The organism is Pararhizobium sp. LjRoot235 (genome assembly GCF_964254145.1).
GTDB lineage: Bacteria > Pseudomonadota > Alphaproteobacteria > Rhizobiales > Rhizobiaceae > Pararhizobium.
In genome coordinates this window covers 23432-35826 of record NZ_CAXUSP020000001.1, presented here as the reverse complement: position 1 = coordinate 35826, position 12395 = coordinate 23432, and the positions used below count along the sequence as shown (strand labels likewise).

Genomic DNA, 12395 nt, shown 5'->3' with positions numbered 1-12395 from the left:
GCAAAATAACCATCTTCCGGCCACAAAGGATAGCCGTTAGTTTTGGCCCTTTAAATCAGGCCAAAGCGTTCCTATAGGACGAGCCGCATCGGATGAGCGGCATAGGAGCCGAGAATGCGGACCTTCTCGGAAAAATACCGCAATTCGTCGAGGGCCTGGCGCACATGCGGATCGTCCGGATGCCCTTCGATATCGGCGTAGAACTGGGTTGCGATGAACTTGCCGCCGAGCTGGTAGCTCTCGAGCTTGGTCATGTTGATGCCGTTAGTGGCGAAGCCGCCCAGCGCCTTGTAGAGCGAAGCCGGAATGTTGCGGACGTTGAAGACGAAGGTCGTGACGATGACGTCCTTGTCCGACTGCCGCTTGATCTCCTTTGCGTCGCGCGAGAGGATCACGAATCGCGTGACGTTGTTTTCCGTGTCCTCGACATTTTCCGCGATGATCTCGAGCTTGTAGAGATCGGCAGCGAGCCGCGGCGCAAGGGCTGCCATCGACCGGTCGCCTTTTTCCGCCACCAGCTTGGCAGCGCCTGCGGTATCGCCGGCCACGACCGGCTTCCAGCCGTTGGCGCGGACGATCATGCGGCACTGGCCGAGCGCATGGATATGGCTGTGCACCGTGCGGATCTCGTCGCGCGACACGCCCGGCAGCACCATCAGCTGGAAGCGGATCGGCATGAAATATTCGCCGACGATGTGCAGCCGCGAGTCGGGCAGCAGGTGATGGATGTCGGCGACGCGGCCGGCGATGGTGTTTTCGATCGGGATCATCGCAAGATCGGCCTCGCCGTTCTCCACGGCGAGAAACGCGTCCTCGAAGGTCTGGCAGGGCAGCGGCTCCATGTCCGGGAACATGTCGCGGCAAGCCATGTCGGAGTTGGCGCCGTAGTCGCCCTGGAACGAGATGCGGTTGGTCTTGGTGATCATCACGGGGTTCCAATCAGGCTTTTACCGAAAGAAGGCGCCGGGCTTTTTCAAGGTCGGCCGGCGTATCGACACCGAGCGGTATGGATTTGACGATTTCGACATCGATGCGCATGCCGGCTTCGAGCGCCCGCAACTGCTCGAGCGATTCGCGTTTCTCCAGCGTCGAGGGCGACAGCGATACGAATTTTTCCAGCGCCGACCGCCGATAGGCGTAGAGGCCGATATGGTGGTAGAGTGGCCCCGGGCCGTGCGGCGCAGTGGCACGGGTGAAGTAAAGCGCCTTCAGGCGCGTCGCCGACAGAGGCGTGCCGACAACCTTGACGACGTTCGGATTGAGCTTTTCTTCCTCATCCTCGATCTCCACGGTCAGCGTGGCGATATCGACTTCCGGGTTTTCCAGCGGCCTGAGTGCTGCGCGGATCGTCTCCGGCTCGATCGTCGGCAGATCGCCCTGGACATTGATGACGATGTCCACCTTGCCTTCGGGATCGCTCTTCAGAAGCGCTTCATAAATGCGGTCGGAACCGGACTGGTGATCCACCCGGGTCATCACCGCTTCGAAACCGGCAGCGGTCACGGCATCGAACGTGTCCTGATGATCGACGGCGACGACGATCCGTCCGGCTTGAGCGTCTTTCGCCCGCAAGGCGACCTGGACGATCATCGCGAGGCCGCAAATATCGGCGAGCGGCTTGCCTGGAAGGCGCGTCGAGGCCATGCGGGCAGGAATGAGAATGAGGGTTTTGTCCAAATTGTCGCTGTTCATGCCTGGGCCTTCAAAACGCGCCGGAAAAGTGTCAAAAGGTCTCAGTCCGGAGCTTATAATGTCTGTTGCAACGCAAAGCCAAAAGACATAGGTTCCGCGCGATTTCAAGATAGGCCGGCGTTTTGTTTGCGCCGGTTGCAAGGGGAACGTTTACAGATGAACTCATATGTGAACATGGGCGTGGGTGCCTTTCTTGGTACGGTCTTTGTTTTGATGTCCGTATCGATCGGATCGGAAGGCATTTTCCATTCGGAAGCTCCCGAGAAGGAAGGCTTTGCAATCATCGCCGAGGAAGGCGCATCGGAAGCCGGTGCCGGCGGCGCAGCAGAAGCCGAAGTCGATATCAAGCCGCTGCTCGCATCGGCCGATCCGGCCGCCGGCGCGACCATCTTCAAGAAATGCGCAAGCTGTCACACCTCGGAGAAGGGCGGGCCGAACAAGGTCGGTCCTAACCTGTGGGGCGTGGTTGATCGTCCGATCGCCTCGCACGAGGGCTTCAGCTACTCGGCCGGCATGAAGACCTTCGCCGAAGCCAACAAGACCTGGAGCTATGACCATCTGAGCTTCTTCATTGAAGCGCCGAAGAAGCACGTTCCCGGCACCGCGATGGGCTTTGCCGGTCTGAAGAAGCCGGAAGAGCGCGCCAATTTGATTGCCTGGCTGCGTGAACAGGCTGATTCGCCGGTGGCATTGCCCGACGCTTCCGCTGCTGCAACACCTGCCGCTGAAGGTGAAGCTGCAAAACCTGCTGCCGAAGGCGAGGCAACGAAGCCTGCGACGGAAACCGCACCGGCTCAATAAGCCTTGCGTCCATCGATAGATCAAACAAAGCCTGGCCATGTGCCGGGCTTTTTTGCGCCTGCTTCGGACAGAACCTCAGAGCAGGACATACGCCCAGGCCGAAACCGAGATGACGCCCAGCGCCGTGGTGATGGTGATCGTCGAGGAGGCGAGCCCGTGGCCGACATTGAAATGATTGGCGATCAGCCAGGCATTGATGCCGGTCGGCACGGATGAGGTCAGCACCAGGGCGGCCGTCCAGTTGCTGTTGAGGCCGAGCAGCTGGCAGGCACCATAGACGGTTGCCGGCAGAACAACGAGCTTCAGGAGACTGGTGATCGAGGCAAGCCCGGTATTGCCGACGAGGCCATACCTATCGAGCGCCATGCCGATCGAGATGAGCGCCGCGGGGGCGGCGACCGAAGCGAGCTGGTCGACGACGACCTTGACCGGCCCGCCAAGCGGCATGCTGGCGAGATGAACGAGCGCTCCGCAGAAAAGGCCGATGACCAGCGGATTGCGCACAAGATTGCGCAGAATACCCTTTAACAGCCGCAAGGGGCTTTGGCCGGGCTTGCCGCTGGTCTTGCGCTCGGCCCGCTCCATCAGGATCGTGCCGGCGATCATCATGACAGGCAGGTGCACCGAAAGCAGGATGGACAGCGCCACCACCCCGTCCTCGCCGACATTGCGCGAGACCAGCGGCAGGCCGATGAAAACCGTATTGGCAAAGGCGGAGGAAACGCCCGAGAGCACGCCGACGCGCGCATCCTTCTTGAAAAACAATGTGGCTGCAAGATGCCCGAGCGTCCATGCGACCGCAACGCCGGAAAAATAGGCGAGCCAGAGCGCCCAGGGCGACCCTTCCTTGAAGTCGGCCTCGGCAATGGTGCGGAACAGAAGGACCGGCACCGCCACCCGGAAGACGAAATCGCCAAGCGCTTCCCCGACCGCCGCCTCCAGATAGTTCATCCGCACGATCAGCCAGCCGAGCAGGATGAGGACAAAAATCGGCACGACATTCAGGAAGACATCGGACATCGGGTGCTGCCTCTTGGCGAGTTGAGCTACCGCCATAGACCCATTCGGCGCGATGCCGCAACCGGTGGGGGAGCCCGCTGTCCTGGAACGCGACAAATCGGGGAGTGCCGCGTCGTTCGCGACACACGCGATCCGGATTTGTGGCGGTGCCTTCATCCATCCGAAAGAGGGAACCTTCCCGAAAAGCTTGCGTTGTCCCTTGGGCAGGGCATATGGTTTTGCGGTTTTCTTCCTCTTCTCTTCTCCCCAGCAGGAGAAGGTGGACCGAATGGCCGGATGAGGGGGCGGTTGGCGCAGAAAAACGCCGAGAAGGCCCCTCATCGCCTCACATGCGCCCCGCACTTCTCCCCGCGGGGAGAAGAGGGTGCTTGTCGCAAACGCCTTCGATCCACATGCAATAGCCCTGCTTGAAAGGGCAGGCGGCCATGCACAAGCAGATTTACGTCCATGAGGACGATCACCCGGATTTAACGGGCGACGATCTTGCCGAGAAGGTGTTGCGCTACATCCAGTATATCGCGCTGATCGATACGTCTGGGCTTTCGGTCATGGCCATCGGCCGGACCGTGTTGCTCAGCGGTTATGTCTCCAGCGAGGCGGAGGTCGGTTGCGCCGAGCAGGCAGCTGCCGCGGTGATCGGCGTGCATCTGGTGGAGAACCGGTTGGAAGTGCGCCAGCACTAAATCGAACGCCGGTTCAATAGACCCATAACGCAACCACCAGGAGGGCCGGTAGCGAGACGCCAAGCAGCCACATCAGAAACTGGCGAAACATCAGCTGCCGGTATTCGCGGCGGACAGACTTTCGTTGTGTTTCGGATACCGGCATCGCAAGGATCCTTTTCAAAGCACGCCGCCGGTAACCGGGTTCACGACCGGTTTTTCGCTCTCATCCCTGGCGCCGGCGGGCTGCACCATGGGCGGTGCCTTGGATTTCTCGTCGGCATGCGAGGGCTTGCCGGGCGGCCTGTGCACGTCCCGCGGCTTTTTCTGCTCGGGCGTCACGTTACTGTCAGTGGTCGACATCGCCGCCTCTTCAGGCCATGCCGGCCGGATCGCCGATAGCAGCAGGGCCGGATCGAGCACTGCGTCGTCGGGTTTCTTCGCATCATCCTCGTCTGTGACAGGCGGTGTCGCGGGCTTGTCCTTCGAGGGATCGGGTACGCCGGGCGCCGGTTGCGGGCCGCGCCCCGTATCGTCCGCTGGCGAAACAGGAATTGTGCTCGGCATGACAAATCTCCTTCTTTTGCAGGAGAACGATGCCGGTGGCCGGATGGTTCCGAAGAGAAGCGTTTCGGTCCCCTCCTAGTTCAATGGGGCGTTTTCGCCTCGCAGCGTCGTGTCGAGATTGCCGGGCTTCTTTTTCGGCGCCGGCTTGAAGTTCCCCGAAAGAAGATCGACGGGCGTCGCGACCGTGGAGGCGGTGATCTTGCCGATGTTGCTTGCGGTTCCGGCGACCACTGCCGTGATGCCGTCGCCAAGACCGACGTCTGAATCCGTCAGCGTTTGACCGGTTACCAGCCGCTGGCCTATCAGCTGCACGATCTCAGGGCTTTCGGCAAACTTGCCGTGGTTCAGCCGGTCGGTGGATTTCACCTTGGTCAGATCGACGACGGTGATGCCGGCAGCTTCGAGCTTGGTCTTGTAGGGCTCTTCCGCCGGATTGATCTGGCCCAGCCGCTGGACGTCGCCGGATATATAGCGGGAGAGGGCCAGCGCCCGGTCGTCCTGCGAGACGAAGATGGTGAAGTTCGGCCGCTTGTCGCCCAGCTCGCTCCATTGCCGGGCAAAGACGTCGACATCGATATCCGGTGAGGCGAGAATGACGTTTTCGATCTTTTTCGGCAGCGATCCGTCACGGATCGCCATCTGGCGGATCGATTCCATCGCCAGCCAGGTGCCCATCGAATGGGCGAGGATGGTGATGTCCTTGACGTTCCTGTCATCGACCAGCGCCTTCAGCACCCTTTCCAGCGAGGTCCGCGAATAGTTGGTGCTTTCCTTGTCGTAGTTATAATCGAGTACTTTTGCGCGCGATGGCCAGGTGAAGAGGATCGGCGTCACGTCGGCGCCGGAATCGTGGACGATCTGGGCAAAGCGGAGGACCGAATCCTCATAGGTGTTGTTGAAGCCATGGATGAACACCATGGCATGGCCGGCCTTCGAATGCCGCCGCACCCAGTCATGGGCTTGCTGGACGGTCTCGACCGGCTGGACGCGCACTACGGCGAAGTCCGTTTCCGGATCGGGCGGCAGTTTCTTCGGCCATTGCACGGTGCCGGCAATGCGCTCCCTGCTCGAGGGAATGGAGACGGCAACGTCGGTGACGGAGGGATTTGTGCTGCGTTCGCCCGAAAACAGTGTGGCCGGATTGTCGGACGGCCGCCGGCTGGTCGCCACCAGCATGTCGACGACGGCGTTGCCCTTTGGCTCCTCGGCCAGATTGAGCGGCTCCATGACGCCTTTCACATGACCGCCGCAGGCGCTGAGCGCGGTCGAGAGCGACAGTGCGACGGCAACCCGCCGAATGCGCTTCGCCGTTGCTGCGGTCGCCGAGACGCCATTCGACATTTTTCTCATGACTACGCTTCCATCCGAGCAACACGCCGCAAACCGCCCCAGCTTGCGGCCGACTCCGCACATAACGACAGGTCCCGTCAAGTGCGTGACGGGAAACTTGAGGGGCTGCGTGCTCCAGCCGCACGGAGTCCGGTTTGTATTAGAAAACTGGTGCCTATGGGCGGAAAAGGATGGCGGACAGAGCGGGATTCGAACCCGCGATACGCTCTCACGTATACACACTTTCCAGGCGTGCGCCTTCAACCACTCGGCCACCTGTCCGTTTTGTCAATCGCACCGGCGGTTGGGTCCGGTGGATCAGAGACAAGCGCTTGCTTTCTCCTGAAGCCCGTTCGGCAAGGCCAAATCGGGGTGTCCGGCAAGTGCAAAACCTAGCGGACCGGCGCGATATATACCGATGAACCCAGTGGGATCAACTGGTTTCTGACAGTTTTTTGACTTGTTGTGATGGGCGGCGGCAAAAGTGCGGCATTGCACTTCATCGGACCTGTGCCTATTTCTTGCTGAGCAGGAGAAATCCGGTCGGATCGGCATGGGTTTCCGGCCAGTTGGCGGAGGGGCGGAATGCGGTTTTTGCTGCGGTTTGCAAGTTTTCTGGCGCTCGTTGCCGGTGTTCTGGTGGCCTCGGTGGATGCCATTCAGTCGGTCTCGGCGTCGCAGCCCGTTTTGACGCCGCTTTCAACGGCGCTGGCGGCCGGCGGCGCGTCGACCCAGGCGCTGGTCGAGGTCTTGGAAAGGCCGCATGCCTATGGCGCGTTCTGGGATCCGGTGATCCGCTGGTCGCTGCAGCAGCCGGCTTTTGCCTTTTTCCTGCTGATTGCGCTGTTGCTCTGGATGATGGGCTACAAACGGCCCCCGGTCGCCGGCCGCTTTTCCGCCTGAGTGCCGGAGGGCTCCAACAGATTGAAGACTGCGGTGCCGGCCCGAGACCGGCGCGGACAATCGGCGATGAGGTTTCCGCCGACTAAAAACAGCCGAAAGGAGACAGGCATGTTCCTGACCGAAATGTTCAACAAGAAGTCCACGATGCCGGACCAGCAAAACGCGCTGCCGGGCCGGGAAACGGAAATTCCGACCGCCGCCCGCCACTTCGTTAACGGGCGTGCGCTGAAAGGCCCCTATCCGGCCGGCTACAAGCAGGTCCTGCTGGGCATGGGCTGCTTCTGGGGCGCCGAGCGGATGCTTTGGCAAATCCCGGGCGTTTATGTCACGGCAGCCGGCTATTCCGGCGGGTTCACGAAGAACCCGACCTATCAGGAAACCACGACGGGGCTGACTGGCCATACGGAAGTCGTCCTAGTGGTCTATGATCCCGCCAAGGTGTCGTTTGCCACGCTGCTCAAGGTTTTCTTCGAGGAGCACGACCCGACGCAGGGCATGCGCCAGGGCAACGATGTCGGCACCACCTATCGGTCGGCCATCTATGTCGAGGACGACGCGCAATTGGCCGAAGCGATCGCCGCTCGCGACACCTTCCAGGCGGCGCTGGAAAAGGCCGGGCACAAGGGCAGGATCACCACGGAAATCGCCAAGGCCGGCGCCTTCTATTTCGCCGATGCCGATCATCAGCAATATCTGGCGAAAAACCCGAACGGCTATTGCGGCCTGCGCGGCACCGGCGTCAGCTGCGCCATCTGACTGTTGCGCTGCGGGGAGGCCGGCCCTTACGTCTGCGAAATCCCGCGTCCAAACAGGCGCGGCATTTTTTCAAAGCGGTAGAGGCTGGCTCTTGATTGGTTGCTATGGCGACCAGCGTACCATTACACTGAAGCTCAGCAAGTCCTGGTAAGCAGCCCATGATGCAAAGGCCGTGGCGAGAGCGCCGCGGCCTTTGGTCTTTCCTGCTGCTTCAATATTGGGCTGCACGTGCCGGCAAACCCGATGATTTTGCCCGGTTTTTGGACGGTCTACCTTTTTTTACCAATTGAAAAATTTCGGGTGAATTTTGATTTGAGGCGTGCAAGGATGTGCGCCAGCCAGACATACCCTTAAAAAGGGAGTGGTGGTTCCGCAGACATGCTCCCGAAAGAGGAGCTTGCGGGAGGACCCAACAAGATCAATAGCAACAACAGGGCTGCACAATGAAAAAAACCCTCCACGGTCTCGTCGCCTTCTCGATGATGTCCGCTACGGCGCTCGCCGCCGACATCAAGCCGGCGATCATCTACGATCTCGGCGGCAAGTTCGACAAATCCTTCAACGAAGCAGCCTTCAATGGCGCGGAGAAGTTCAAGAGCGAAACCGGCATCGAATACCGCGAATTCGAAATCGCCAACGATGCGCAGCGCGAGCAGGCGCTTCGCCGCTTCGCCGGCGACGGCAATAACCCGATCGTGATGGCCGGCTTCTCCTGGGCCGCAGCCCTTGAAAAGGTCGCTCCGGAATATCCGGACATCAAGTTCGCCATCATCGACATGGTGGTCGACAAGCCGAACGTGAAGTCGGTCGTGTTCAAGGAACAGGAAGGCTCCTACCTCGTCGGCGTGCTGGCCGGCATGGCCTCGAAGACAAAGACCGTCAGCTTCATCGGTGGCATGGATATTCCGCTGATCCACAAGTTCGCCTGTGGTTATATCGGCGGTGCCAAGTCCACCGGCCCTGACGTCAAGGTTCTGGAAGCCTACACGGGCACGACGCCGGACGCCTGGAACGACCCGGTCAAGGGCGGCGAAATTGCAAAGTCGCAATTCGACCAGGGTTCGGACGTCGTCTATCATGCGGCCGGCGGCACCGGCGTCGGCGTGCTCCAAGCAGCGGCCGATGCCGGCAAGCTCGGAATCGGCGTCGATTCGAACCAGAACGGCCTTCAGCCAGGCAAGGTTCTGACCTCGATGCTCAAGCGTGTCGATGTGGCTGTCTATGACGCCTTCTCGTCCGCCAAGGATGACAAGTTCGCCTTCGGTATTTCCAACCTCGGCCTCAAGGAAGATGGCGTCGGCTACGCGGTCGATGACAACAACAAAGCTTTGATCACCCCGGAAATGCAGGCGGCCGTCGAAAAGACAAAAGCCGATATTATTGCCGGCACCATCCAGGTTCAGGACTACATGGCGACCGAGTCCTGCGCCTACTGATCTCTTGGGCATTGAATGAAAAAGCCGCTGATCCGATTTGGATCAGCGGCTTTTTTCCAAGCTTGACTCTGAGCCGGTTCAGTAATGCGGTGGGCGCGTATTCACGGGCGCGTCGAGGCTTTGTTCCTCAAGACTGAGGAAGCGCTCGGTCAGGCGGTCGAGCTTGGCGCGGGTCTGCTCCACGATCTTCCACTGTTCTGCCAGCTGATCCGACAGGTCTTCGATCGTCTTCGCCTGGTAGGCGACCGTCTCCTCGAGACGGGTGATACGTTCGCTGTCTTCGCTCATCGGGATTCCTCGGGACATCGCGCAACTGTAATGCATCCTCTATCATATCCACATCAAGGATACAGGCTCGTCCGCTGCTATATTGTGTTTCGCTCGGAAGCGCGTAAATCGCGCTGGACTCTCCCCATTGAACTGGGAAGAGTGGGAAAACCGGCGATATTTGGGCTTCCGCGTCCGGAATTCGATGATAAACTTATACCAATTGGTAAAAAAATCGATGCCCGGGCTACCGCTGTCAAAGTGGAGAAAACCGGCCGACTTGGGGAACGTGGGTCAATATGAACGATATTGCCATCGAATTGCGCGGCATCGACAAGAGCTTCGGCCTTGTCCACGCCAACAAGAACATCAACCTGACCGTCCGCAAGGGCACCATTCACGGCATCATCGGTGAAAACGGCGCCGGCAAGTCGACCCTGATGTCGATCCTCTACGGCTTTTATCAGGCCGACAGTGGCGATATCGTCGTCGATGGCAACAAGGTCACGATCAAGGACCCGAACGCGGCGATCGCCAGCGGCATCGGCATGGTCCACCAGCATTTCATGCTGGTCGAGAATTTCACCGTGCTCGAAAATGTCATGCTCGGCGCCGAAGACAGCCAGATCCTCAACACCAGCATTTCCAAGGCGCGCGTCGAATTGAAGCGGCTCGAGCGGGAATACGCGCTGGAGGTCGATCCGGACGCGCTGATCGAGGAACTCCCGGTCGGCCTGCAGCAGCGCGTCGAAATTCTCAAAGCGCTCTATCGCAAGGCTGATATCCTCATTCTCGACGAGCCGACGGGCGTCTTGACGCCGCCGGAGGCGGATCACCTCTTCCGCATCCTCGGCCAGTTGAAGGATCAGGGAAAGACGATCATCTTCATCACGCACAAGCTGCGCGAGATCATGGCGATCACCGATGAGGTTTCCGTGATGCGCCGCGGCGAAATGGTGGCGACCCGCCACACCAAGGAAACCTCGGTCGAGGAACTGGCCGAGCTGATGGTCGGCCGTCGGGTGCTGCTGCGCGTGGACAAGGGCGAGGCCAAGCCGGGCGCGGTCAAGCTTGCGGTTGAAAACCTGACGGTGCGTGACAGCCGCGGCGTCACCATGGTCGACAATGTCTCCTTCACTCTGCGCGCCGGCGAAATCGTCGGCATTGCAGGTGTCGCCGGCAACGGCCAGTCGGAATTGCTCGAGGCGATTTCGGGCATCCGCAAGGCGGTGAGCGGCAAGGTTCTGCTCAACGGCGAGCCGGTCGATGTCACCGGCCACGCCGATCCGGGCGACTTGCGCAACAGGGGCCTCGCCCATGTGCCGGAAGACCGGCATCATGTCGGCCTGGTCCTGAAGTTCGAGGAGGCCGAAAACAGTATTCTCGGCTACCAGCACGACAAGCGCTACCTGAACGGCGTCTTCCTCGACACCAAGGCGATTGAGGCCGATGCCGAGGAGAAGATCAAGAAATACGACATCAGGCCGCCCAATCCGCGGCTGAAGACCGCCAATTTCTCCGGCGGAAACCAGCAGAAGATCGTGCTGGCGCGCGAGATGGAGCGCGGTCCTGACGTGCTGATCATCGGCCAGCCGACGCGCGGCGTCGATGTCGGCGCCATCGAATTCATCCACAAGCGGATCATCGAGATGCGGGACCAGGGCAAGGCCGTCCTGCTCGTTTCCGTAGAACTCGATGAAATTCGCGCCCTGTCCGATCGCATCATCGTCATGTTCGCCGGCCGCGTCGTCGGCGAGCGGGGCCCGGATGCGACGGAAGGGGAACTAGGCCTCTTGATGGCCGGTGTCGAAGGCCGCAAGGAGGCCGCCGAATGAGTAATCCATACGCAAAACTGCCGGCCTGGGCCGAATACGGCCTGATCCCGCTGGTCAACCTCGTCGTCGCCTTCCTGGTGGCGGGCCTCGTCGTGCTTCTGGTCGGCGAGAATCCGCTGAAGGCGGCCTTTCACATGATCAATGGCGCTTTCGGCCGCGGTGAATATATCGGCTTTACGTTGTACTACGCCACCACCTTCATCTTCACCGGCCTGTCCGTCGCCGTCGCCTTCCACGCCGGACTGTTCAACATCGGCAGTGAAGGCCAGGCCTATATCGGCGGCATCGGCGTGGCGCTCGCCTGTCTGTGGCTCGACAAGACCATGCCCTGGTTTGTCGTCTTCCCGGTCGCGATCATCGGTTCGGCCGCTTTCGGCGCTCTCTGGGCCTTTCTGCCCGGCTGGCTGCAGGTCAGGCGCGGCAGCCACATCGTCATCACCACGATCATGTTCAACTTCATCGCATCGAGCATCATGGTCTATCTTCTGACCCGGGTAATGAAGCCGCTCGGATCAATGGCGACCCAAACCCGCACCTTCGAGGCGGGCGGGCAATTGCCGAAACTTGACTGGCTCCTGTCCATCTTCGGCCTCAATGTCGGCAATGCACCCTTCAACGTCTCGTTCCTTTTGGCCCTGCTTGCGGCGTTTGGCGTCTGGGTGCTGATCTGGCGGACGAAGTTCGGCTACGAGATGCGCACCATGGGCTTCAGCCCTTCGGCTGCCCGGTATGCCGGCATGAAAGAGTCCCGCATCACCGTCATCGTCATGATGATTTCCGGTGGTCTTGCCGGTCTCATGGCGCTGAACCCGATCATGGGCGAGCAGTTCCGCATGCAGCTGGATTTCGTCCAGGGCGCCGGTTTCGTCGGGATCGCGGTGGCGCTGATGGGACGCTCGCATCCGGCCGGCATCATCCCGGCGGCGATCCTGTTCGGCATGCTCTATCAGGGCGGCGCCGAGATCGCTTTCGAGATGCCGTCCATCTCGCGCGACATGATCGTTATCATCCAGGGCCTCGTCATCCTGTTCGCCGGCGCGCTTGAAAACATGTTCCGCCCGGCGATCGGCCGCGGATTTGCGACTTTCGCCAGACGTTTCCCCGTCGCCGCGCAAAGGGGGGCCTGA

Annotated in this window: 14 protein-coding genes and 1 tRNA gene; 7 read left to right on the top strand and 8 right to left on the bottom strand. The window is 60.5% G+C overall.

Features of this window, described 5'->3' with window-relative positions:
- Positions 1-71 precede the first annotated feature (71 nt).
- Together ACSQ2Z_RS00195 and ACSQ2Z_RS00190 are read right to left on the bottom strand one after the other, a co-directional pair.
- Positions 72-926 (bottom strand): prephenate dehydratase, encoded by an 855-nt coding sequence (locus tag ACSQ2Z_RS00195; RefSeq protein WP_436079351.1) that lies wholly within the window; start codon positions 924-926, stop codon positions 72-74.
- 13 nt (positions 927-939) lie between these two features.
- Positions 940-1692, bottom strand: a complete 753-nt coding sequence (locus ACSQ2Z_RS00190; protein WP_436079350.1) for a 3-deoxy-manno-octulosonate cytidylyltransferase — start codon at positions 1690-1692, stop codon at positions 940-942.
- 156 nt (positions 1693-1848) lie between these two features.
- Here ACSQ2Z_RS00190 and ACSQ2Z_RS00185 point away from each other — a divergent pair, with 156 nt between their 5' ends.
- The gene (locus ACSQ2Z_RS00185) at positions 1849-2493 is read left to right on the top strand and encodes a c-type cytochrome (RefSeq protein WP_436079349.1); all 645 of its coding nucleotides are present in this window, start codon (positions 1849-1851) and stop codon (positions 2491-2493) included.
- A gap of 75 nt (positions 2494-2568) precedes the next feature.
- On the opposite strand, the gene ACSQ2Z_RS00180 is transcribed toward ACSQ2Z_RS00185, so the two are convergent.
- A complete protein-coding gene (locus tag ACSQ2Z_RS00180) occupies positions 2569-3513 on the bottom strand; it encodes an AEC family transporter (protein WP_436079348.1) in 945 nt (314 codons plus the stop codon).
- A gap of 425 nt (positions 3514-3938) precedes the next feature.
- On the opposite strand from ACSQ2Z_RS00180, the gene ACSQ2Z_RS00175 reads away from it, so the two are divergent.
- Complete coding sequence (locus ACSQ2Z_RS00175) at positions 3939-4196, top strand: BON domain-containing protein (RefSeq protein ID WP_436079347.1); 258 nt, start codon at positions 3939-3941, stop codon at positions 4194-4196.
- Between the two features lie 13 nt (positions 4197-4209).
- On the opposite strand, the gene ACSQ2Z_RS00170 is transcribed toward ACSQ2Z_RS00175, so the two are convergent.
- The 4 genes from ACSQ2Z_RS00170 to ACSQ2Z_RS00155 all read right to left on the bottom strand — a co-directional run bounded on the left by ACSQ2Z_RS00170 (position 4210) and on the right by ACSQ2Z_RS00155 (position 6353).
- Complete coding sequence (locus ACSQ2Z_RS00170; RefSeq protein WP_436079346.1) at positions 4210-4341, bottom strand: hypothetical protein; 132 nt, start codon at positions 4339-4341, stop codon at positions 4210-4212.
- A gap of 14 nt (positions 4342-4355) precedes the next feature.
- Complete coding sequence (locus ACSQ2Z_RS00165) at positions 4356-4538, bottom strand: hypothetical protein (protein WP_436082923.1); 183 nt, start codon at positions 4536-4538, stop codon at positions 4356-4358.
- Positions 4539-4817: 279 nt separating this feature from the next.
- Positions 4818-6083, bottom strand: coding sequence for an alpha/beta hydrolase (locus tag ACSQ2Z_RS00160; RefSeq protein ID WP_436082922.1), 1266 nt, complete (start codon positions 6081-6083; stop codon positions 4818-4820).
- A gap of 180 nt (positions 6084-6263) precedes the next feature.
- Positions 6264-6353 (bottom strand) — tRNA-Ser (locus ACSQ2Z_RS00155).
- 303 nt (positions 6354-6656) lie between these two features.
- On the opposite strand from ACSQ2Z_RS00155, the gene ACSQ2Z_RS00150 reads away from it, so the two are divergent.
- The 3 genes from ACSQ2Z_RS00150 (at position 6657) to ACSQ2Z_RS00140 (ending at position 9166) form a co-directional block, all read left to right on the top strand.
- A complete protein-coding gene (locus ACSQ2Z_RS00150; protein WP_436079345.1) occupies positions 6657-6974 on the top strand; it encodes a hypothetical protein in 318 nt (105 codons plus the stop codon).
- Between the two features lie 108 nt (positions 6975-7082).
- Positions 7083-7730 carry a peptide-methionine (S)-S-oxide reductase MsrA gene (msrA, locus tag ACSQ2Z_RS00145; protein WP_436079344.1) on the top strand — a complete coding sequence of 216 codons (648 nt, stop codon included), beginning with the start codon at positions 7083-7085 and terminating at the stop codon, positions 7728-7730.
- 443 nt (positions 7731-8173) lie between these two features.
- On the top strand, positions 8174-9166 hold the full coding sequence (locus ACSQ2Z_RS00140) for a BMP family lipoprotein (protein ID WP_436079343.1): 993 nt from the start codon (positions 8174-8176) through the stop codon (positions 9164-9166).
- Positions 9167-9244: 78 nt separating this feature from the next.
- Here the strand turns inward: ACSQ2Z_RS00140 and ACSQ2Z_RS00135 are convergent, their stop codons facing one another.
- Entirely contained in the window at positions 9245-9454 is a 210-nt protein-coding gene (locus ACSQ2Z_RS00135; protein ID WP_436079342.1) for a SlyX family protein, read from the bottom strand.
- 278 nt (positions 9455-9732) lie between these two features.
- On the opposite strand from ACSQ2Z_RS00135, the gene ACSQ2Z_RS00130 reads away from it, so the two are divergent.
- Positions 9733-11268 (top strand): ABC transporter ATP-binding protein, encoded by a 1536-nt coding sequence (locus tag ACSQ2Z_RS00130; RefSeq protein ID WP_436079341.1) that lies wholly within the window; start codon positions 9733-9735, stop codon positions 11266-11268.
- Entirely contained in the window at positions 11265-12395 is a 1131-nt protein-coding gene (locus ACSQ2Z_RS00125; RefSeq protein ID WP_436079340.1) for an ABC transporter permease, read from the top strand. The genes ACSQ2Z_RS00130 and ACSQ2Z_RS00125 overlap by 4 nt, the downstream gene beginning before the upstream one ends.